Genomic DNA, 20,458 nt, shown 5'->3' with positions numbered 1-20,458 from the left:
GCTACTCGTAAAATAGAATTATTCTAGTCAAAATCAAGTAGAGCAGAAATTTAGCGAAGGAAATACACGTAGACTCCTGCGGGAAGAAGAGCATCGGTGAGACTACGTAGTGCGTCAGCACGGAGGAGGCTCACCAGCTCCCCGCGGAAAGCGAAGTGTATTTCCGTAGCGGGGATTAAGCATTATTATGAATTAAAGATATTAACAGTTTATACAAAAGGTAAGGTAAAGTCATTTTAAAAGCAACAATCTTTAAAAATAGAGCCTTTGTAAAACAGAAAAACACATGTTTATTTGAACTGAATGCAAGCCTCATCTAAATCCTTTGTTACATCATCCGCTTCTTGCCAATTATAAATGGTTGCTCCAGATGCAAGTGGATGTCCCCCACCATTATACTTTTCTGCAATTTTATTAATAACAGGACCTTTAGAACGCAATCTTACACGAATTTGTTCTTCTTCTTCAATAAAAAAGGCCCATGCTTTAATACCTTGGATATCACTTAAAACATTCACCATTTGGCTTGTTTCAGAAGGTGTCACTGCAAATTCCTCTAATATTTCTTTCGTTAATTTCACAATGCATAATCCAGATGGAAATAATTTAAAACGCTGCAATATATAACCTTTTAATCTGGATACATTGTCTTTTACACTATATAAATTAGTATAAAGGGAAGAGAGATTGAAGGAATAGGTAACTAGTTCAGCAGCATATTGGAAAGTTTTCTTTGTTGTATTAGGGAACATAAACCTTCCCGTGTCTCCAACAATTCCTGCGTAAAGCAACCTTGCTGCTTCTTCGTCCAGCCTTAGCCCGGCATCTTTTCCAGCCAGATATAATTCAAAAATCATCTCACTAGCCGAACTAGCCTCTGTATTTTCCCAGCGTAAATCCCCGTATGTATCTACAACTGGATGATGGTCAATTTTAATTAATTTCTCCCCTAGGTTATAGCGTTGATCATCAATTCTTGGAGAGTTTGCTGTATCGCATATAATGACCAATGACCCCTGGTATAGAGAGTCATCAATCGTATCCATTCGTGTTAAAAACGTTAAGTCACCTTCTTCCGTCCCTACAGCATATACACTTTTCTCTGGGAATGATGTTTGAATAATCTGCTTCAGTCCACCTTGCGATCCAAGTGCATCTGGATCTGGTCTTACATGACGGTGAATAATAATGGTATCGTATTTCTTAATGGTCTCAATAATTTCATTTACTGACATGTCATTACTCCTGTTCTTTTGTATGAATGGTTCATCCTAGCGTTATGAATAAAAAAAAGTTACAATTAACTTATTATATTTATTCAGCGTTTAGGAGAGATAATATGATTATTTTCCCAATACTTATTATAATTTCGCTTGTGTTGTATGTATATTATAAGGTTGCTATCTTGAAGAGTAAAGATGGATTAACACAAAGATATTATAATTCCAGATCAAGAATTTGTCTTGGCAGTTTTATTTTCTTCTTTGGCATTAATCAGTACTTGTTTTATTTAACACAAATTTCTTTGTTTATCGGAATTGTGTTTGTAATGCTTGGAAGTTATCAAATGTATGATGGCTTCAAAGCAACGAAACACTATCGTAATGAGTGGAGAAGGTTACATCCTTCTAAATAAATAGAAGCTGACTTTAAATAGTCAGCTTCTATTTTTAATTATGGAATAAGTTGTTGCTATTGATTAAATAGATAAGGTCTATAAAATCACCATGCTAGCGATTAATTAATTGAGCCATGATGAGTCCTTTTCCGACTAATTTGCGGCCGTTGAATACTTCTACATCGATTTTGGCATATAAACGTCCTGCATCAAGCAGTGTCGGCTTGATTGTTAGAATACTTTCAATCTGAACCGGTTTATTAAAGTACACCGTAAGATTTTCAATGGTTATATCTGCTTTTCTATCCTGCTGCAATAAACGAGAGCTTGCCTCCGTAATAAGTGCAGTAAAAACTCCATTAGACAATGTACCTAATTGGTTGGTCATTTGTGGCGTGATTTCCGTTTCGAACACGGTCTCATCCTCTTCAGTTGCTTGCAGGTTTCGTGAAACAATGTCATCAATTGTTTCACCAACTTGCGGCTGCCGCTGAATCTGCTGTAAAGCTTTCAACACATCCTGCCTGGAGACAACTCCTTGAAGCATCCCTGAATTATCCACAACCGGAACAACCTCAATTCCTTCCCAAACCATCGTATGCGAAACGGAAGCAAGGGAGGTTTTTGACTGAACGACTAATGGTTTTTTGCTCATTACCCGATCAATGACAATATTTTTATCTTTTCCTACGATATCTTTAGAAGATACCATCCCAATCACACGCATCTTCTCATCTACGATTGGAAATCGAGAATGACCAGATTTCTCATTTAATTCATACCATCTGGCAATTGTTTCTTTTGATTTAATATAGCTTGTTTCTTCAATAGTTGTTGCAATATCCCCGACAAAAATAATCTCTTTTTTAATTAATTGGTCATAAATGGCCCGGTTAATCATTGCTGCCACTGTAAACGTATCATAACTTGTAGAAATAATTGGAAGTTCTTTCTCATCTGCTAACTTTTTTATATGTTCTTCCGTGTCAAATCCACCTGTTATCAAGACAGCTGCGCCTTCATTTAAAGCAAGTTCATGCGCTTTAATTCGGTTACCAACAATAAGCAAGGATCCTGCTTCGGTATAGCGCATCATTGCTTCCAGCTGCATTGCACCAATAACGAATTTACTTAGCGTCTTATAAAGGCCATCTCGTCCTCCTAGCACTTGTCCATCAATGATATTGACGACCTCTGCAAAAGTAAGACGTTCAAAGTTTTCTTTTTTCTTGCGTTCGATTCGAATGGTCCCTACTCGTTCTATGGTACTAACTAATCCTTGATTTTCAGCATCTTTAATAGCCCGATAAGCAGTTCCATCACTTACATTTAACTCTTTAGCAATTTGCCGTACAGAAATCTTATGTCCCACTTCCAGTGATAGGATGTGTTGAATAATTTGTTCGTGTTTCGTTGCCATTTGCTTCACCAGTCCTCAACTGTACTATATCACTTTTACAATTTTATTATACAGCTGAATGGAGATAAACTCAATGCATATCAACTTGTCTTTCCCTAATTTCTTCCTGTTCCATTACAGGAGGCTGAGTCATTTGTAAAAGTGTAGCAAAATTAGCCCCTACAACTAAAAGTAAAAAGACAAGCCAACCTCCCCAGAAGACTTGTTCAAGCGTTGTTTGCGCATAAGGAAACACCGGCCAAGCAACATATAGGAAAAAGCCAGCAAGTAGTAAACGAAGGATGGCGTAGTTTTTCATAAGTATTCCTCCTTTCTATTATAATAAATATGAAAGGATGCATCTATTAAGAACAATGGAAAAGGGATAGTCCTTATTTCGTGAAGAACTATCCCGTGTAAAAGGTTGTAAATGAAATAGTGAGAAAAACATCATTTTCCGCTTGTTGCAGACTTATCGTATCAATGGTCATTAGCCGTTCTTGTGTGATTAATTGATTCATAAAGTCATTCAAATCCTCTACGTTAGTAGCAGTTGCGTCAAGCGTATAAGATTTTTCAAGGATAGATGAAGACTCCTCCTCTTCCCCGTCCCCCGGTCCAGACGACTCACTTGATGCTAAGTAATCGATCACTACATTAGTAGAACTCGATATTTGTCTGATATCTCTTATTACCTCATCTGGATAGGGTTGCTTTGGTACCTTCTCTGCAACTTCTATCAAATCATCATCTAAACTCTCGGTTGTTTGATTCGAAACGGAATCCAATTGCTTCTCATACATCGAAACTTGTTGATTTATTGCTGACTTCTCTGCTTGTAAAGGTTTTATTATAGAGAGATAGGATATCCCATATATAATAAGAATAGATAGGATGACACCAATTAAAAGATACGTCAGTTTTTTTGACCAGTTTTTAATCATCTGTTCCTAACTCCTCTACAAAACGACCTTGATTCACCGTGATTGTTAATGTTGCTTCGTATGTATCTTCCAAATGGTTAACACTAGTTAGCTCCGTATTGGTAACATAGGTATTTTCTAAGAGCGAGCTTATATAATCAGCCACATCATCCAATGAAGGAAAAGTTGCATCGATAATAAGTTCGGTTCCACCGGAAAAGTCATATCCCGTCATCTGTTCCGCTTCAAATAAACCTAACATTTCCTGGTAGAGAGCTACAGTTGGAAATGAATTATCCTGTAAATTTGCAACTTCCTGCTGTAATTCTTGAAGTTCACGTTTTCCTGAAAACTCTTTTTGAAATTCCGTAAGTTCTAATTCTATCTCAGTTTTTCTATCTTCTAATGTTTCCATATCAGTAGTTAACAAATTTTTCTGATAGAACAACAAGCCTACTGCAAGAAAGAGCAATAAAAAAAATATAATACCAAACCAAAGATACCGATTATACTTATTCGGTGCTTTTTCTAGAAAGTTAATTTCTGTATTCATGCTTTCTTACACATCCTTTTTCAATGCTAAGCCTAGCACGTCAACATATTTTGCCTGTAACTCTTCTTGATCAAAACTTTCAATCGGAATTTCCACCTGTTCACTTAAACGCTCCTTTACTTTAGATAAGTGTGGAAAGTCTCCAGATAATAGCAGTTGATTTATTTGAAATTGTCCTTTGGTAATAGAATAACGATAGAAATCAATAATACGGTTAATTTCAATAACATATTCACCAACATGTTGCGATAATACCTCTTCATTCACTTCGTCTGGAATGCTAGAAGTTTTTAAGTGTCTCGTGAAAATTGCTTTGTGATTCTGAAATACCGTTAAGATCAATGCATCTTTATTCCAGTGAACAAGTAGCACATGGTCTTTTTCTTTGGATATAACATGATAATAATACCGGTACACAGATAAGGATGTTAAATCAGCTGCCATCGGTTTTAGTCCAGCTGACTCAAAAGCATCACTATATTCAAGCAATTTCTCTTTTGGGTAGGCAAATAAAAGGACGTTTTGATTTGTCTCATCTGCATCCAGTAGTTCGATATCAATACTCGGATTAGCGAAAGGTAAATAAACCTGATTGCCGATTTGTGTCCGGATATAACTCTTCGCTTCCTCTTTTGTTAACGATATAGGAATCTGAATTTTTCTGATTACCACCGTATCATCTGGTGTAGCAAAAAAGAGCTTTTTTCGTTTCCATTTATGCTTGTGTAACAGCTGATTTATCACTTCTGTTAATACGGCTTTATTGACCAATTTTCCATCCTTCACCGTATCTGTTGGTATCTCAATTTCACCATGTTCAACTAAGCTATCTAATGTATTGGTTTTGTGATAAGAATATCGTAATACATAATTTGTAATCACCATATTTACTCTGCCATTGTTCATGAATCCCATGCTGTCACCTCTTTTAATCATAAAAATCTATAATAATAAATAAAAATACCAATTCAGTATAGCATCCCCATACAAATATGTAATAAGTGCTGCGAAAACAATATAAGGACCAAATGGTACCGGCTGCTTTCGTCCTACGATCTTAAATAAAAGCAATAGAATACCAATCAGTGCACCTATCATACACGATAGAAAGAATGCTAGCAAAACCTTTTCAAAACCAAGCACCATACCGAGGACTCCAAAGAGTTTCATATCCCCCGCACCCATTCCACCACGACTTATTATAATAATAACAGCTAAAAGTCCAAAACCAATGATAGCACCTAGTACAGACGACCACCATGGCTGAAGCGGGACCATTATTCTCATAATGATGAAAAGAGGTAAGAAGAATAGAAATATTTTATTAGGAATTAACATGTATTTGATATCGGATACAAAGATAATCATTAGCATGGAAACAAGTAACAAAGCAGTAATTAATTCTAATTGAAAACCGATAATATGAAAGCTTAAGGCAAAAAGGATCCCTGTTAATAGTTCCACTATTGGGTAAATAATTGAAATTTTCCCATGACAATGTCGGCATCTTCCTCGTTGAAGGATAAAAGATAATAGAGGAATGTTTTCATACCATGAAAGTTGTTGATGACAATGTGGACATGCAGAACGATCATTGGCGAAGGGTATTTTTTTGGGAAGTCGTAGGCCAACTACGTTGAAGAAAGAGCCGAGGATGAGGCCGAGGAGGAAGATATATAGGATTAACATAAAATACATTTTAATTCGCTCCCACCAAAATAAAATACATTAAAACTTATAAAGAGGCTGGGACAAAAGTATTTTATCAAGCCAAAAACGAACATGATTGGATCGTGCATAATACCGCTCCGGAAATATACTTCGCTTTCCGCGGGCGGCTGATGAGCCTCCTTCGTGCTATCGCACTACGGTGTCTCATCTAGGCCAATCATCCCGCAGGAGTCTACGTATATTTCCTACGCTAAATAGCACATTGTTCGTGCTTTTGATTTGAGCACTTTAGTTATGTCCTAGCCTCTTTATAACAAATTAATTTTGTTAATCAGTTACTCTACTCCATCATCATCTATGCTATCATCAAATTCAAATACTTTACCACCATTAGCATCACTTCCGTCTTTAATTTCCACACCTGCGTCATATTTAGAATCTGTTCCCGGAACATTTGGAATTTCATCAAGATATCCTGCATCTACTAATTCGCTTAAAGTATATTGAGTTGCTTCAGTATTATATCCAGCTGTATATGCCAGTCTTGCTGCATTTTCAAATAGTTCTTCATTGGCGTCCTTCGCTTTAGTCTCTGAATTAGTAATTAAATTTCCAATAGTAGGCACTGCAATCGCCACAATAATCCCCAGTATAGCAATAACAGCCAATAACTCAACTAACGTAAATCCTTTTTCTTTCTTTAACATCTTTTTCATGCGTTTGAACATAAAAAATCGACTCCTCTCTTTTTGTGTAAATCTATAAAGTATGAAGTCGGCCGGTTGCACTACTTGCTCCAGACTACCCAAGTGCCCAAATAGAGGTAATCTATCATCGCTTCCTACTTTTTTCCTATTTACATCTAAATTATATACGAAACACCTACAAATTTCTACAATTATTTTATGTCAGATTTTGGTCTTTTTTTTAAAGCGTTTCAAACATGCTAAACATCGGTAAAACTACCGCAGCGATAATCCCACCAACTAAAACGGTTAAGATAATAATCATCAGCGGTTCTATCAATGTTTTGATACGATCAGATAATTGGTTAACTTCTTCTTCATAAAATTCAGCTGATTTTGTCAGCATGTGGTCCAAATTACCAGTTCTTTCTCCAATCTGAATCATTTGGACTACCAGCGCTGGAAAGGCCCAATGAGATTTCATTGGTTTGGAGATGGACTCTCCTGATGTAAGGGAATCCCTTGCTTCACTAAGTACTTCTGAAATCACACGATTACTCACTACTTTTTCTGTGATTTCAATGGACTGAAGGATGGGTACGGAACTATTTACTAATGTACTAAGCGTTTGCGTCATTCGCACTAGTGCACCTTTATGGACCAAAACCCCAAGTAGCGGGAATCGCATTTTTATTACATCCATTCGATATGCAAAGCTTTCATATTGGATGAAATATTTGTATAAAATGGCTACTAGTGCAACGAGTGCAAACAACACCCACCAATATTTACCAGCAAAATCACTTATGCTTAAAACGAACTGGGTATAGGCTGGAACTTCCTCCCCCATGGAACCAAACATATTAACAAATGTTGGTACAATAAACACTAGTAAAAAGATACTTAAAAGAATCGTAATGATACCTACCACGCTCGGATACATAAGTGCGGAAATAACTTTTTGCTTATTACGATATTCTTTCTCATAGTAATCAGCCATCTCATTTAATATCTCGTCCAATTTACCGCTTGCTTCACCAGCATGGATGATATTAATTAGTAGAGATGGAAATACCTTTGGATGGCGCTCTGCAGCTTTCGAGAGTGCAACTCCTTGGTCCAGCTGCTTGTCTATATCAGTTAAAGCCGTTCTTAAAGCATAATTTTCCGTCTGCTCCATCATCGTTTTTGTTGAATCGGAAATAGAAATGCCGGCACGTATTAGTGTCGCATATTGACGTAAAAACACAACAAAGTCTTTTACTTTTACTGATTTATTTAAAATGATATCTTTATTCCAAGGTTTGGTTTCTTCTATTTCAAAGATAATAAGTCCATTATTCTCTAATTCCCGTAATGCAACAGCTTTGGAATCAGCATCGATCTTTCCTTTTATCTTCTGACCAGAAATTCGCTTTCCACTATATTGAAAATTCATTTCTTAGTAATTCCTTTCGTTCAAAAACGGTGCAGCTGTTTCGTACGTTATTTGGTCTTGTTGAATCAACCGTCTTAAATCCATTTCTAACGTGTGCATCCCTTGTTCTCTTGAGGTTTGCAAGACATTTTGTACTTGATGTAATTTTTCATTTCTGATTAAATTTTTTACCGCAGATGTATTCATTAATACTTCGGTAGCAACTGTTCTCCCCGTTCTATCTTTCGTTATAAGCAATCGCTGAGAAATAACTGCTCTTAAAATGGTCGATAGTTGGATACGAATTTGCGTTTGCTGCTCTGCAGGAAACACATCTATGATTCGCTCGATGGTTGATACGGCATCCGTAGTATGCAAGGTTCCTAATACAAGATGCCCTGTTTCTGCAGCTGTTATCGCCGTTGAGATAGTATCTAAATCACGCATCTCCCCAACTAAGATGACATCTGGATCTTGACGTAAACTTGCTCTTAACCCTGATGAGAAAGAAGTCGTATCAAAACCTATTTCCCTTTGATCAATAATCGATTTATGGTGCTTATGCATGTATTCGATTGGATCTTCCAAAGTGATAATATGATTTTCCATTACCTGGTTCATATAATGTATCATAGATGCCAACGTGGTACTTTTACCGCTTCCAGTTGGCCCAGTAACTAGAACAAGTCCTTGGGGATAATGCATAATTTCCTTGGTTACATAGGGTAATTGCAGTTCCTCAATGGTAGGAATGCTAGAAGGGATTGTCCGGATAGCTAACGACAATTCCCCACGCTGAAAGAAGACGTTCATTCGAAAGCGAGATACTCCTGCAATTCCATAAGAAAAATCAAGCTCCCGCTTTTCCTCGAGTTTTTGTATTAATTCTGGTGATACGATAGCATGTACTACTTTTTTTGTATCCTCAGGGTTCAAAACAGGTTCGTCCCTCTGTTCCAATAAATTTCCATTAATACGAAAAATTGGGGCTTTCCCTACTGTTAAATGAACATCGGAGGCATTCTTATTACATGCTTTCATTAACCAATTGTCGAAAGTTTGTTTCACTTGTTGTATTCCCCCTTATTCCGATATGGAAACCTGCATAATTTCATCCATGGTTGTTAATCCGGATTTCACCTTTTCTAAGCCGTCCTGCATCAAAAAAGACATGCCCTGGGATTTGGCATAGTCACGAATGTCTGCCATGGAAGCATGGTTCAATAGCATCCTTTTAATCTCCCCATCTAAATATAAAACTTCATGTACAGCCAATCTTCCTCGATACCCTTTTTGATGGCATACACTGCAGCCCTTCCCATAATAAACGTATTCTGCCTGTACACCATTTCTCTGAAAGATATCTCTTTCCATTTCGGTTAATTCTCTTTCCGTTTGACAATCCCTGCATATTTTTCTAACTAAACGTTGTGCAACGATACCTGATAAAGAAGATACAACCAAGTACGGTTCGATTCCCATATCAAATAATCGCGGAATAGTATCTACCGCACTATTCGTGTGAAGGGTACTGAATACAAGATGTCCAGTGAGCGACGCTCGGATAGAAATTTCCGCTGTTTCATGGTCACGGATTTCCCCAACCATCACGATATTTGGATCCTGTCTAAGAATGGAGCGCAACCCTTCTGCAAAAGTTAATCCGACTCTACTGTTTACTTGAACTTGATTAATGCCTTCCAATTGGTATTCTACCGGATCTTCAACTGTAATAATATTAACATTCTCTTGATTCAGTTCATTCATTGCAGCATACAATGTGGTTGATTTACCTGAACCTGTTGGACCTGTCAGTAATACAAGACCAGATGGCTGACTGATTAGCTTCGTGAATTTATCTTTATTTTCTTCTGAAAAATCCAGTTCACTTAAATCAAGCAACGTACTCGATAGATCTAGTATACGAATGACCACTTTTTCCCCATAGACAGTTGGAAGAATAGAAATCCGGAGATCAACAGGTGTCACCCCTACTGTTGTTTTAATTCGACCATCTTGGGGAAGCCTTGTCCTTGTTATGTCAAGATCCGCAAGAATCTTTATCCTTGCTATTAATGAATTTTGCATCTGTTTGGAAACAATTTTTTCTGTCTGCAACTGTCCATCAATTCGATAACGTACATGGACACTTGCCTCTTGCGGATCAATATGAATATCACTTGCACGTAATTGAACACCGGTTGTTAGTAGCTGGTCCAGCAACTGAATGACCGGTGCTTCGTCTCCTTCATTTTCAGTATCAAGAATAGCTTCCGAATCATTTTTAAAATAATACTTATTGATGGCATATAAAATATCATCTTTTGCAGCTATAACTGGAGAAATACTAACTCCCGTAGATAATTCTAAATCATCAATGACATAATAATCCATCGGGTCTTTCATCGCCACTATCAGTTCATTGTCTTTGATTTGTAGTGGCATCACAAAGTTCTTCTGCGCCATTTCCTTAGAAACAAAACCGAGTACATTCTCATCAATCGGATAGCGATACAATGATACATGAGGAATTCCCAATTGAAATTCCAATACTTCAATCAATTGCTGCTCTGTTATGTAGCCTAATTCAAGTAGTGTGTCCCCAAGTTTCTGATTTTCTTTTTTATTTTCAAGTGCCGTTTCAACCTGTTCTTCAGAAACAAGTCCTGCGTCTTGGAGGAGATCCCCTAGGCGTTTTCTTTGGATCAATTTACTCACCACTTTCTGCTATATTTATTGTCACAGACGAATCAATGGTAGTTGTTTTTCCATATGCCTCGCCAATACTAGTAAAGTTGATGATAATATTCTCTTCCGATGATTCCGGATCAAGTTCATGACTCTCAATCCAAAATACAAAATTCTTTTGAGAATCTAAAATTACTTTTTCTTGTATATCAATATCCGGTAAAGTTATTTTACTAATATCGGAAATAGTATTAGGCAGAAAAGATTCTGTGTATGCATGATAATAATCTACTCCCATTTCAGCAATATGTTGGGATACTATATCTTTTTCCATTGTCGTTATTTGTTTCGTTGTATTAGTAACCTGTTTAAACAATCCTAAAATAGTAACCATCAACAAAGTAATAATTAAAATAGTAAGTACTAATGCTGCGCCTTTTTCATCTTTTAATTTAATCATTATTTTCACCGTTTACATACGTAAATGATTGACTAATAGGTCTATTATCTAACTTTATATCTATCCGCGTACGATATAGATTCAGACTATCTTGTTCTTTACATATATTTAATTCAACCTTATACTCACCCTCGGCGTAGCTATAAGATATTGGAGTCCCCTCACCACAAACACCTATTTCTTCATCTTTTATAAATTGCAGAATTGCTTCGTCATTTTTAATATCATAAGCTACTTTACTTAACAGATTGCTTGCAACTAATTCACTTTCACTATCCTGATTCCAGCTCATTATTTGTGGAAATATAGGTAACATTACTGCTACTATAGTCCCTAACAAAGCAATTGATGCTATAATTTCAATAAGGGTGAATCCACTGCTATTTATTTTTTTATATTTGGTATACAATAGAGTTCACTCCAAAATTCATGACTTTGTTCCTATTATATCATTTTATAAGGTGTGCTAATATGAAATTTCGACAATTTTTTAATGAAAAAGGAATGACTTTAGTAGAGTTGCTAGGTGCCTTGGGATTGTTTACTGTAGTAATTGCATTATCATCTACTGTTATATTTCAAATATTGGGAAGTGAAGAACAGTCACATGATAAGATCTCATTAACAACTGAAGCAAACATTACCATTAATGAACTTAGAAACCAATTTGAAAAAGACTATGAGAAATTATGTATAAAGGATAAAAAGTATGAGTATTCATTTGATGAAGATGAAGTTACTAATGCAACTGTTGACGGAAATTGCCTTGAAGTTGAACCAGATAGTTCAATCTCGTTTAAGCTTATTGCTTCGAATGAGGACAACCAAAGGTTAGAAATTAAAACATCCTTTGAAAAAAATAATAGCAAAACCTTAAGATTAGAATTGTTAAATAAAGACAAACCTCCAAAAGATTTTATTGAAGGAGAAGATATTTACAAGTGTACCTTTGACTCCGATACTAAATTTGACTCTTTTATAGACATTAAAGCAAATGGGAAGTCAGCCAATGCAAAATGCGGAAGTACTTACGAATTCAAAAAAAATGTAGCCTTCCTTGATGGCTTCCATATTAAGAACTGGAACAAATTAATTGTTGCCGAAAACATGTATGTAATTGGGACATTTGATGTAGACAATAAATCGGAAATCCATGTTACAGGAAATCTTTATATTGAAAGTGAAGAAAACGTGAAAAAGAATGCTAATATTAATGTAGAAGGAACAATTTGTAGAGTTCTGGACGTTAATGAAATTGATGAATGTGAAGAAGAAATAAAATGGTAAGAAAAAAGCGTGGATGTAAGTATCCACGCTTTTTTTACAACTCTAATTCTTCCCCAACTTGCAACACACGACCCTCACCAGTCTTCACCTTACTAACAAATGCATCCGGATCCTGCTCGATCACAGGAAACGTATTATAATGAACGGGCACCGTTACTTTTGCATTAATCCAATCTGCCGCAACTAATGCATCTTCTGGTCCCATTGTGAAGTTATCTCCAATTGGAACAAATGCTACATCGATATCATTCATTTCACCATACATTTTCAAATCGGTAAACAATGCCGTGTCCCCAACATGATAAATGGTTTTTCCTTCAACGGTTAAAAGAATTCCACCCGGCATTCCTCCATATACAATCGTTCCATCTTCTTCGGTAAAGGAAGAACCGTGAAAGGCTTGGGTGAACTTCACTTTTCCAAAATCAAACTCTCTGGAACCTCCAATATGCATTGGATGAGTTTTTAATCCTTTGGTTGCTAAGTGATTTGCTAGTTCATTTGGTGCAACCACCAGCGCATCGTTCCGTTTGGCAATTTCTACGGTATCACCAACGTGATCATTATGTGCATGTGTAAGCAAGATCACATCCGCTTTAACCGTTCCTGCATCTAAGTCACAAGCCCCGTTTCCATTAATAAACGGATCAAATAGAATCGTATGTTTTGCAGTTTCCACTTTTACTACAGAATGTCCATGATAAGATACCTTCATAAAACTCTCCCTTTCGCAAAAAGTATTTACTACTTACTACCCTCATTCTACAAAAGGATAACCAAATCCTCCAATATTTAGTAGTTTTCCCAGGAATTTTCATAGATACCGATTAAATGGGGATCGATAAGTGTGTTTGGCTTCAATTCGACCAGCTCACCATTTTCTCTTCGAATCTTTTTATCTTCATCTTTACCGAATTCTGTTAAACTTGGCAATAACTCGGTCGTTAAGAACCTAGTCGGAACTTCCATCTCTAACTTACTCACATCAATATCTTTTCTGCTAGCCATTACGAAACCCCAGTTACCAAAGCTCGGTACATCAACATGGAGGTTTTCAACATTTAACCCTGTGGAAGCAATGGTTTCAGATATCGTCCAGTACACTTCTCTAGCGAATACAGGACTTGTTGCTTGAATCATTACCGCTCCATCCGGCGACAAGTGATTCCGTACCAAAGAATAAAACTCCCACGTATAAAGTTTGTTCAAGCTTTCATCATTTGGATCTGGTAAGTCTACGATAATAACATCAAAGATTTCATCTTCCTCTTCCAGGAATTGAAAAGCATCGGTGTGGATGACTTCCACCTTTTTATCTTTTAGCACGCCATCATTTAGTTCTAACAAATGCCTGTCCGTATTAGCCAAGTCGACAACTGCGGGATCCAGATCTACCAAGGTAACTTTCTCTACGTCTTCATATTTCAATACCTCTTTCGCTGCAACTCCATCACCGCCTCCAAGTATGAGTACATGACGAGGACTTTCCGCATACACCATGGCTGGATGAACGAGTACCTCATGATAGCGATACTCATCCGCTGAGCTTAGTTGCAGACCGCCATTTAAATACAATCTCACATCATCCGTGTGATAATCCCGGGTTAAAATGATTTTTTGATAGGCACTTTCTTCCATGTGAATGATTGGGTCTTTGTAAATTCTTTGTTCAAAACTAAGCGCTGCTTCTTCTCCAAAAAAAATTCCAATCATTAGCGCTAAAAGGATCATTACACCGACAACAGCGTGAATCATAAAGTTCTTTATTTCTTTACGGAATAACCAAAGTACGATTAGCGCTATTATGACATTAATGGTTCCAACAAAGAATGCAGATTTTACCAATCCAAACTGCGGACGCAGAAGGAAAGCAAAGAGTAACCCCCCAATCAGCCCTCCAGCATAATCAGAAAATAATACCCGTGCCGTACTACGGTTTAATTCAACTCCAATATCATTCGCCTTCCGTATTAGAATTGGTAGTTCAAAACCTGTTAGCGCACCAATTAGTACCGTTATAAAATACAAGAAAAATGCATCTGTTCCAGCAGGTGCAAATGCCGTTATTCCGAACATCGTAAAACTGGAAAAGCCACCAATTAGACCAACAGAAAATTCAATCCAAACAAAGGCTAGGATTAAATTTTTCATTACTTTTTCACTTAGGCTAGCCCCAATCCCCATACCTGTTAAGAATAGGGAGATTGTCAGAGTATACTGCTTCACGCCATCCCCTAATATGTATGAACCGAGGGCTCCAAATAATACCTCAAAAATAATTCCACAAATGGAGACAATACCACTTGACCAATAAATAATATTACTTTTTCGTACCGCTTCATCATTCATCTTGCTTCACTCCAAAAAACAGACATTCCTTCATTCACATAGAAAAATAAGGCCAAGCATTGCGCCTGGCCACTACTTACAACTTATTGATTATTATGTAATCGATGCCCCTACAATTAATCCAAGTCCAATCGATACGCTTAGTGATAATATACCTACAGCAATATTATTATTTTTCAATTGGTCTTCAACAGAGAACTTCCTTGTAAGGAGTTCTACTAGCAGATAACCAATCATTTGTATGACAATACCAACTGCTCCCCAAATAATCGTGTCATATATATACGTACTATGATAAATAGCGAATGCCAGAATAATGGTTATACCAATAACCTTCCCCCCGACAGATAGGGCTACGGCTATATTTCCATTTCCAATTTCTTCATAGTCCTTATACTTCTTCGTAATAAGTTCAAAAATAAATAACCCAATCAATACAGTCACTGCCGATATAACAAAGTAAGCAATTGTCGCAATTAATGCATCCATTCTTCAACCTCCTTATTATTTACCAAAACCTGTTCCACCACCGCGAAAGGATGAACTACCTCGACCTGGTGTCCCAAATATAGATTTTTTACTTGATTTAGCTGAACCGCCGCTATATCCTCCGTAACAGTCACCTGTTAAACAGGCCTGAGTCCTTCTATTAGTCCAATTATTTCCAAACAAACTATCCAGCATCCGAATGGTAAAATAGGTTTGAAGGAAACTTGGTGAGTAATTTCTCTCCACAAATGTTTCACTAGCTACCTCAATCAATAATACATCCTCATCTGCTTCACTTGGCTTTAATGTTACAAAATAATCTGGGTAAATAAATACCTGCTGATCATCAATTACTTCACTTTTTTCATCCGGCTGAACGTTACTAGTCAATACTGAACTTAATTCAGAGAGACCAAATTGTGTTGTCGCATAAATTTGGGCAGAGGTACCATCTTCTGTCACCGTGTCTATTAAAGGAAAATTTGCGGCAATAATAGCATCTACCTGATTGCTAGGACTATTAGAAATAGCATTTTTAATGTCGTTCTGGGATGGTTCATTTGGAATGTCAGCAGCAGTTACAGCAGACTCTTGCTGAATTCCTCTATCTATAGGTGATGAACATGCTGTTAAGAGTAATATCATAAAAATAAGTCCGATGAACAACATCCACTTTTTTGGCAAAAAAATCCCCCCTCTCCTTTGTAATATAGGATTAAAAGCAATGGAGCAGTCTAAACTGCTCCATTTGCTTCATTCATTAAACTTAACGGGTACAGGATTTATTATTTACCTAGTTTCGCTTTTAATGCCGCTAATTCATCATCCACATCATCTTTTTCAAGCTCTTCAAATTCATCATCGAGTGTGCGGCTTTCTCTTGATAAGTCTTCACTGGTTTCAGCCTCTGCCTCATATTGCATGACTTTTTCTTCCATACGTTCAAATCCTTGTTTGGATTCGTCGTTACCAATATCAGACATCGTACGATTGATTTTCGTTCTCGTTTTTGCAGATTCAGCACGTGCTTTTAGGGAATCCTTTTTCAGTTTCATTTCCTGATATTCTTTCTTCATTTCATCCAATTTATCGCGAAGCATATCTGCATCTTTTTTCGCACGTTCCCAAGACTCATTTAAGCTCTGAGCAGATGCCTCATGATCTTTCTTGTCTTGCAGTGCACGACGAGCTAAATCATCATTTCCTGATTCAATAGCCTTTTCTGCCTGCTGCATGCGTTTTTCAACCATCGCATTAGCGTCATTTGCTTTACGTTTTAGCATTTTTTCATTAGCAATCTGCTTCGCAACGGCAGCTTCTACTTCACGTATATCCTCGGCCATATCTCGCATATACTGATCAAGCATTTTGACTGGATCCTCTGCTTTATCTAATACCGAATTTAATTCTGAGCTAACCACTGTTTTTACGCGTTTGAAAAATTTAAACATTCCTTTTCCTCCTTTAATATGATCCTGCAATTATTTTTAATTCATATGGCTCAATAGAATAACCTACACTTACTTCTATTTCGGTTCCCCAAGCTTCAACACTAAGAAAACTTTCATCCTCATTATCTGTATAATCAGCATAATGAGTTTCTATCCCTTGTAAATTGGCACTTCTTCCTTCTCCTAAAACCCTGGCATTCCCCTCTTCTTCTTTATTGTAGGTTTTATTCTCATATACCAGTTGTTTGGGATATGGTTTAGATACAGGTAGTTGTACTCGTTTATAAATACCCAGTTCTAATTCATCATCCATTTCAGCAGCGAGCCAGATAGTGTTATGGCCTCCTTCTTCCAATAGTTGATAACTTAGCCACTCATATCCGCCATCTCGATAAGTGATTTTACCTACCACTTCATAATCCACTAAATCATAAGTAATGATATCGCCAACTTCTATGGATAGTGCATTTCTTTCTTTGGGAACAGGTTTATCTTGTTTTTTACTAGAAAACCATTTTGAAAACAACCCCACATCTTCACCTCGCATCTTCATTTCTTTCCTGTCTTAATTGTATTACGTATAATGATAAAAAAGGTTTCAAAAAAAGAAAATTTTTTTATTCAAAAGAATAACGTTACTTCTGATATACTATTTATATTCTATCAACGAGGTGAGATACATGGCAAGCAGAGTGGAAAAAATACTGAAAGAAATGAAAAAATCGAACCTGGACAGTGTGCTCGTGACATCTAAAGCAAATTTTTATTATATTAGCAATTACTATACCGAGCCTCATGAACGGGTAATAGCTGCGTTTATTAGTACAAAGATGGATCCCGTGATCTTGCTTCCTGCAATGGAAGTAGAGGATGCTAAAACTGCTGGATGGGCATATCCTATCATTAGTTATTACGATCATGAGAATCCTTGGCAGTTACTATTAAATTACTTCAAGAAAAATGAAAGTATTCCTCAATCCATAGCAATTGAACAAGACCATATTACCTTAGAACGTTTCCAATCGATTCAGGAAATTTTACCAAAAACAGAAATATTTAATGCTAAAGAAATGTTAGCTAAATCACGTGTGATTAAAAGCGATAATGAGCATAATCGTCTTAAAGAAGCAGCGGAACTCGCAGACTTCGGAATTGAAACAGGTGTAAACGCAATTCAAGAAGGAATTAGTGAAATGGAACTTATTGCAACCATTGAATATGAACTTAAAAAACAAGGAGTTCAGGGGATGTCTTTTTCAACCATGGCACTTTCCGGTTCCAAGACCGCCTCTCCTCACGGAACACCTTCCTCAAAAAAGATAACTGCTGGGGATCTTGTTTTGTTTGATTTAGGTGTTATACATGAAGGTTACTGCTCCGATATTACTCGAACAGTTGCCTATAAATCTGTGACAAATGAACAGAAGAAGATTTACCAGACGGTTCTGGAAGCTGAGCAAAAGGCTATAGAAACATCTAAGTTAGGAACAGAGGTTGGAAAATTAGATAAAATTGCTAGAGATATTATTACAAATGCTGGCTATGGTGAGTATTTCACTCACCGCATTGGACATGGATTAGGGATTGAAACCCATGAATATCCTTCTATGCATAGTAATAATACGCTCCAAGTACAAGCAGGAATGTGCTTTACCATTGAACCAGGAATCTACATCCCAAATATTGGAGGTGTTCGAATCGAGGACATGGTATTCATGAAAGAAACAGGTCCTACTCTTTTAACAAACTATCCGAAAGAATTACAGATTATTGATTGATAATAAGAAAAACTCGCATTCGATCGTCCTTTTCTGAATGAACTAGTTTAAATTATTTAATGATTTACTAACACCCAAGAAAAATAATGACTTAGTAAGATGATAGAATCCGACATAAAGATGATTTCAGCGTTTGCCCGCACGGAAATACACGATCAAATGAAGAAAGGGAAATCGGTGTTATACCGGCTTCCCTTTTTTAATACTTATTACAGTAATGACTGTGCTTCACTATATTTCACGCCATGTGCTTCTGCTACTGCTTTAAAAGTAACATAACCATCCAACGTGTTAATTCCCTTCAATAAAGCTTGATTGTCTATACAAGCTTTTTTATACCCCTTATTTGCTAACTGTAAAGCATATGGGACCGTAACATTAGTCAATCCAATGGTAGATGTCCGCGGTACAGCACCCGGCATATTAGCAACCGTGTAATGGACCACACCATGTTTAACGTACGTTGGATTATCATGCGTTGTGATTCGATCACTGGTCTCAAAATTCCCGCCTTGATCAATGGCTACGTCCACGATTACAGAGCCATCCTTCATCTTTTTAACCATTTCTTCGGTTACTAATTGCGGAGCCTTAGCGCCTGGAATCAATACCGAACCAATGACTAGATCAGATTCTACAACAGACTCACTGATATTTAAGGAATTAGATATCAATGTATTAACGGAAGCACCAAAAAGGTCATCTAATTGACGAAGACGCTCAGGATTTAAGTCTATGATCGTTACGTCAGCTCCTAATCCAATTGCTATTTTCGCAGCATTGGTCCCAACACCGCCACCGCCAATAATGGTTACTTTTCCGCGTTTTACTCCAGGGATGCCAGAAAGCAAAACGCCCTTTCCACCTTTTGGCTTCTCTAAGTACTGTGCCCCTACCTGCGTTGCCATACGACCTGCAACTTCACTCATAGGTGTAAGCAGTGGCAAAGAGCCATTTGGCAATTGCACCGTCTCATATGCAATACCAATTACTTTATGTTCAATTAACGCTTTCGTTAACCCTGGTTCATTTGCCAAATGTAAATAGGTAAATAAGATTAACCCTTCATAAAAATATTTATACTCTTCCGGAAGCGGCTCTTTTACCTTCATTACCATTTCTTGTCCCCATGCCTCATCAGCACTCGAAACAATCATAGCTCCCGCTTCTGCGTATTGATCATCTGTAAAACTGGAACCCAGCCCTGCACCAGTTTCAACAAACACCTCATGCCCTGCACTTATCAATGTGAGAACACCAGACGGTGCTATTGCTACACGGTTTTCACTATTCATAATTTCCTTTGGTACCCCTATTTTCATAAACATCCCCCTATACCCACTGTTAAAATATGACAAATTTATTAACTCTATTGTATCAAACGTACGATTAAAACACACTATTATTGTTATTATTTAATGAGCTTTTTGCATAATTCATTGCTTATTAAGTGTACTCTTGTTAGAAACACCTGATTTATTCAATTAAAAATAGTTCTTCACAATCGCTACGGAAATACACTCCGCTTTCCGCGGGGAGCTGGTGAGCCTCCTTCGTGCTGTCGCACTACGCAGTCTCACCGATGCTCTACTTCCCGCAGGACAAGGAACGCTTCGGCAGCGAAACATCGCACGCAGAAAAAAGTGGTCTTCTTTTTTCAAGGAGTCTCCGTGTATTTCCTTCGCTAAT

23 protein-coding genes and 1 riboswitch are annotated in these 20,458 nt (G+C 37.1%); of the genes, 3 read left to right on the top strand and 20 right to left on the bottom strand.

Annotated features, from left to right (window positions below; all coding sequences use genetic code 11):
• Window positions 1-290 precede the first annotated feature (290 nt).
• Window positions 291-1,235: a DHH family phosphoesterase gene (locus tag D8M06_RS16905; protein ID WP_121205763.1), complete on the bottom strand. Its 945-nt coding sequence runs from the start codon at window positions 1,233-1,235 to the stop codon at window positions 291-293.
• Between the two features lie 104 nt (window positions 1,236-1,339).
• On the opposite strand from D8M06_RS16905, the gene D8M06_RS16900 reads away from it, so the two are divergent.
• A complete protein-coding gene (locus D8M06_RS16900; RefSeq protein WP_121205762.1) occupies window positions 1,340-1,636 on the top strand; it encodes a YtpI family protein in 297 nt (98 codons plus the stop codon).
• Between the two features lie 94 nt (window positions 1,637-1,730).
• Here D8M06_RS16900 and D8M06_RS16895 read toward each other — a convergent pair whose 3' ends face one another.
• From D8M06_RS16895 to D8M06_RS16840, 12 genes are all read right to left on the bottom strand, one after another.
• A complete protein-coding gene (locus D8M06_RS16895; protein WP_121205761.1) occupies window positions 1,731-3,038 on the bottom strand; it encodes a DRTGG domain-containing protein in 1,308 nt (435 codons plus the stop codon).
• A 70-nt stretch (window positions 3,039-3,108) separates the two neighbouring features.
• A complete protein-coding gene (locus D8M06_RS16890; RefSeq protein ID WP_121205760.1) occupies window positions 3,109-3,336 on the bottom strand; it encodes a hypothetical protein in 228 nt (75 codons plus the stop codon).
• 88 nt (window positions 3,337-3,424) lie between these two features.
• On the bottom strand, window positions 3,425-3,961 hold the full coding sequence (locus D8M06_RS16885) for a hypothetical protein (RefSeq protein WP_121205759.1): 537 nt from the start codon (window positions 3,959-3,961) through the stop codon (window positions 3,425-3,427).
• Entirely contained in the window at window positions 3,954-4,493 is a 540-nt protein-coding gene (locus D8M06_RS16880) for a hypothetical protein (protein WP_121205758.1), read from the bottom strand. The genes D8M06_RS16885 and D8M06_RS16880 overlap by 8 nt, the downstream gene beginning before the upstream one ends.
• 6 nt (window positions 4,494-4,499) lie before the next feature.
• Window positions 4,500-5,408 carry a type IV pilus biogenesis protein PilM gene (gene pilM, locus D8M06_RS16875; protein ID WP_121205757.1) on the bottom strand — a complete coding sequence of 303 codons (909 nt, stop codon included), beginning with the start codon at window positions 5,406-5,408 and terminating at the stop codon, window positions 4,500-4,502.
• A 27-nt stretch (window positions 5,409-5,435) separates the two neighbouring features.
• On the bottom strand, window positions 5,436-6,191 hold the full coding sequence (locus D8M06_RS16870) for a prepilin peptidase (protein ID WP_121205756.1): 756 nt from the start codon (window positions 6,189-6,191) through the stop codon (window positions 5,436-5,438).
• Between the two features lie 308 nt (window positions 6,192-6,499).
• Window positions 6,500-6,892: a competence type IV pilus major pilin ComGC gene (locus D8M06_RS16865; protein WP_121205755.1), complete on the bottom strand. Its 393-nt coding sequence runs from the start codon at window positions 6,890-6,892 to the stop codon at window positions 6,500-6,502.
• 39 nt (window positions 6,893-6,931) lie between these two features.
• Window positions 6,932-7,015, bottom strand: a riboswitch (cyclic di-GMP riboswitch).
• A gap of 76 nt (window positions 7,016-7,091) precedes the next feature.
• Window positions 7,092-8,288, bottom strand: a complete 1,197-nt coding sequence (locus tag D8M06_RS16860; protein ID WP_121205754.1) for a type II secretion system F family protein — start codon at window positions 8,286-8,288, stop codon at window positions 7,092-7,094.
• Window positions 8,289-8,291: 3 nt separating this feature from the next.
• On the bottom strand, window positions 8,292-9,335 hold the full coding sequence (locus D8M06_RS16855) for a type IV pilus twitching motility protein PilT (protein WP_277749492.1): 1,044 nt from the start codon (window positions 9,333-9,335) through the stop codon (window positions 8,292-8,294).
• Between the two features lie 15 nt (window positions 9,336-9,350).
• Complete coding sequence (locus D8M06_RS16850) at window positions 9,351-10,976, bottom strand: GspE/PulE family protein (RefSeq protein ID WP_194074650.1); 1,626 nt, start codon at window positions 10,974-10,976, stop codon at window positions 9,351-9,353.
• A 1-nt stretch (window position 10,977) separates the two neighbouring features.
• Window positions 10,978-11,424 (bottom strand): hypothetical protein, encoded by a 447-nt coding sequence (locus tag D8M06_RS16845; RefSeq protein WP_147404992.1) that lies wholly within the window; start codon window positions 11,422-11,424, stop codon window positions 10,978-10,980.
• Entirely contained in the window at window positions 11,408-11,824 is a 417-nt protein-coding gene (locus tag D8M06_RS16840; RefSeq protein WP_121205751.1) for a type II secretion system protein, read from the bottom strand. The genes D8M06_RS16845 and D8M06_RS16840 overlap by 17 nt, the downstream gene beginning before the upstream one ends.
• 62 nt (window positions 11,825-11,886) lie before the next feature.
• Here D8M06_RS16840 and D8M06_RS16835 point away from each other — a divergent pair, with 62 nt between their 5' ends.
• Window positions 11,887-12,702 carry a PulJ/GspJ family protein gene (locus tag D8M06_RS16835; protein WP_121205750.1) on the top strand — a complete coding sequence of 272 codons (816 nt, stop codon included), beginning with the start codon at window positions 11,887-11,889 and terminating at the stop codon, window positions 12,700-12,702.
• 34 nt (window positions 12,703-12,736) lie between these two features.
• Here the strand turns inward: D8M06_RS16835 and D8M06_RS16830 are convergent, their stop codons facing one another.
• The 6 genes from D8M06_RS16830 to D8M06_RS16805 all read right to left on the bottom strand — a co-directional run bounded on the left by D8M06_RS16830 (window position 12,737) and on the right by D8M06_RS16805 (window position 17,523).
• Window positions 12,737-13,417 (bottom strand): metal-dependent hydrolase, encoded by a 681-nt coding sequence (locus tag D8M06_RS16830; RefSeq protein ID WP_121205749.1) that lies wholly within the window; start codon window positions 13,415-13,417, stop codon window positions 12,737-12,739.
• Window positions 13,418-13,494: 77 nt separating this feature from the next.
• Window positions 13,495-15,051: a polyamine aminopropyltransferase gene (locus D8M06_RS16825; RefSeq protein ID WP_121205748.1), complete on the bottom strand. Its 1,557-nt coding sequence runs from the start codon at window positions 15,049-15,051 to the stop codon at window positions 13,495-13,497.
• A 93-nt stretch (window positions 15,052-15,144) separates the two neighbouring features.
• Window positions 15,145-15,540 (bottom strand): DUF350 domain-containing protein, encoded by a 396-nt coding sequence (locus tag D8M06_RS16820; protein ID WP_121205747.1) that lies wholly within the window; start codon window positions 15,538-15,540, stop codon window positions 15,145-15,147.
• Window positions 15,541-15,555: 15 nt separating this feature from the next.
• A complete protein-coding gene (locus D8M06_RS16815) occupies window positions 15,556-16,224 on the bottom strand; it encodes a DUF4247 domain-containing protein (RefSeq protein ID WP_121205746.1) in 669 nt (222 codons plus the stop codon).
• Window positions 16,225-16,325: 101 nt separating this feature from the next.
• Entirely contained in the window at window positions 16,326-16,991 is a 666-nt protein-coding gene (locus D8M06_RS16810) for a PspA/IM30 family protein (protein WP_121205745.1), read from the bottom strand.
• Between the two features lie 13 nt (window positions 16,992-17,004).
• A complete protein-coding gene (locus tag D8M06_RS16805; protein ID WP_121205797.1) occupies window positions 17,005-17,523 on the bottom strand; it encodes a DUF4178 domain-containing protein in 519 nt (172 codons plus the stop codon).
• A 148-nt stretch (window positions 17,524-17,671) separates the two neighbouring features.
• Here D8M06_RS16805 and D8M06_RS16800 point away from each other — a divergent pair, with 148 nt between their 5' ends.
• Window positions 17,672-18,769 (top strand): M24 family metallopeptidase, encoded by a 1,098-nt coding sequence (locus D8M06_RS16800; RefSeq protein ID WP_121205744.1) that lies wholly within the window; start codon window positions 17,672-17,674, stop codon window positions 18,767-18,769.
• 209 nt (window positions 18,770-18,978) lie between these two features.
• Here the strand turns inward: D8M06_RS16800 and ald are convergent, their stop codons facing one another.
• Window positions 18,979-20,091, bottom strand: coding sequence for an alanine dehydrogenase (ald, locus tag D8M06_RS16795; RefSeq protein WP_121205743.1), 1,113 nt, complete (start codon window positions 20,089-20,091; stop codon window positions 18,979-18,981).
• Between the last annotated feature and the right edge of the window lie 367 nt (window positions 20,092-20,458).

The sequence above is a fragment of the Oceanobacillus halophilus genome, assembly GCF_003628505.1.
Classification (GTDB): Bacteria; Bacillota; Bacilli; order Bacillales; family Amphibacillaceae; genus Oceanobacillus; species Oceanobacillus halophilus.
The sequence above is the reverse complement of the archived record's forward strand: the minus strand, read 5'-3'. Positions and strand labels throughout refer to the sequence as shown.

Coding starts and splice junctions, on each gene's coding strand:
- D8M06_RS16900 (WP_121205762.1), top strand. CDS start 1,340: ATGATTATTTTCCCAATACTTATTATAATTTCGCTTGTGTTGTATGTA.
- pilM (WP_121205757.1), bottom strand. CDS start 5,408: ATGGGATTCATGAACAATGGCAGAGTAAATATGGTGATTACAAATTAT.
- D8M06_RS16865 (WP_121205755.1), bottom strand. CDS start 6,892: ATGTTCAAACGCATGAAAAAGATGTTAAAGAAAGAAAAAGGATTTACG.
- D8M06_RS16870 (WP_121205756.1), bottom strand. CDS start 6,191: ATGTATTTTATGTTAATCCTATATATCTTCCTCCTCGGCCTCATCCTC.
- D8M06_RS16835 (WP_121205750.1), top strand. CDS start 11,887: ATGAAATTTCGACAATTTTTTAATGAAAAAGGAATGACTTTAGTAGAG.
- D8M06_RS16885 (WP_121205759.1), bottom strand. CDS start 3,961: ATGATTAAAAACTGGTCAAAAAAACTGACGTATCTTTTAATTGGTGTC.
- D8M06_RS16830 (WP_121205749.1), bottom strand. CDS start 13,417: ATGAAGGTATCTTATCATGGACATTCTGTAGTAAAAGTGGAAACTGCA.
- D8M06_RS16880 (WP_121205758.1), bottom strand. CDS start 4,493: ATGAATACAGAAATTAACTTTCTAGAAAAAGCACCGAATAAGTATAAT.
- ald (WP_121205743.1), bottom strand. CDS start 20,091: ATGAAAATAGGGGTACCAAAGGAAATTATGAATAGTGAAAACCGTGTA.
- D8M06_RS16810 (WP_121205745.1), bottom strand. CDS start 16,991: ATGTTTAAATTTTTCAAACGCGTAAAAACAGTGGTTAGCTCAGAATTA.
- D8M06_RS16890 (WP_121205760.1), bottom strand. CDS start 3,336: ATGAAAAACTACGCCATCCTTCGTTTACTACTTGCTGGCTTTTTCCTA.
- D8M06_RS16800 (WP_121205744.1), top strand. CDS start 17,672: ATGGCAAGCAGAGTGGAAAAAATACTGAAAGAAATGAAAAAATCGAAC.
- D8M06_RS16895 (WP_121205761.1), bottom strand. CDS start 3,038: ATGGCAACGAAACACGAACAAATTATTCAACACATCCTATCACTGGAA.
- D8M06_RS16905 (WP_121205763.1), bottom strand. CDS start 1,235: ATGTCAGTAAATGAAATTATTGAGACCATTAAGAAATACGATACCATT.
- D8M06_RS16825 (WP_121205748.1), bottom strand. CDS start 15,051: ATGAATGATGAAGCGGTACGAAAAAGTAATATTATTTATTGGTCAAGT.
- D8M06_RS16860 (WP_121205754.1), bottom strand. CDS start 8,288: ATGAATTTTCAATATAGTGGAAAGCGAATTTCTGGTCAGAAGATAAAA.
- D8M06_RS16820 (WP_121205747.1), bottom strand. CDS start 15,540: ATGGATGCATTAATTGCGACAATTGCTTACTTTGTTATATCGGCAGTG.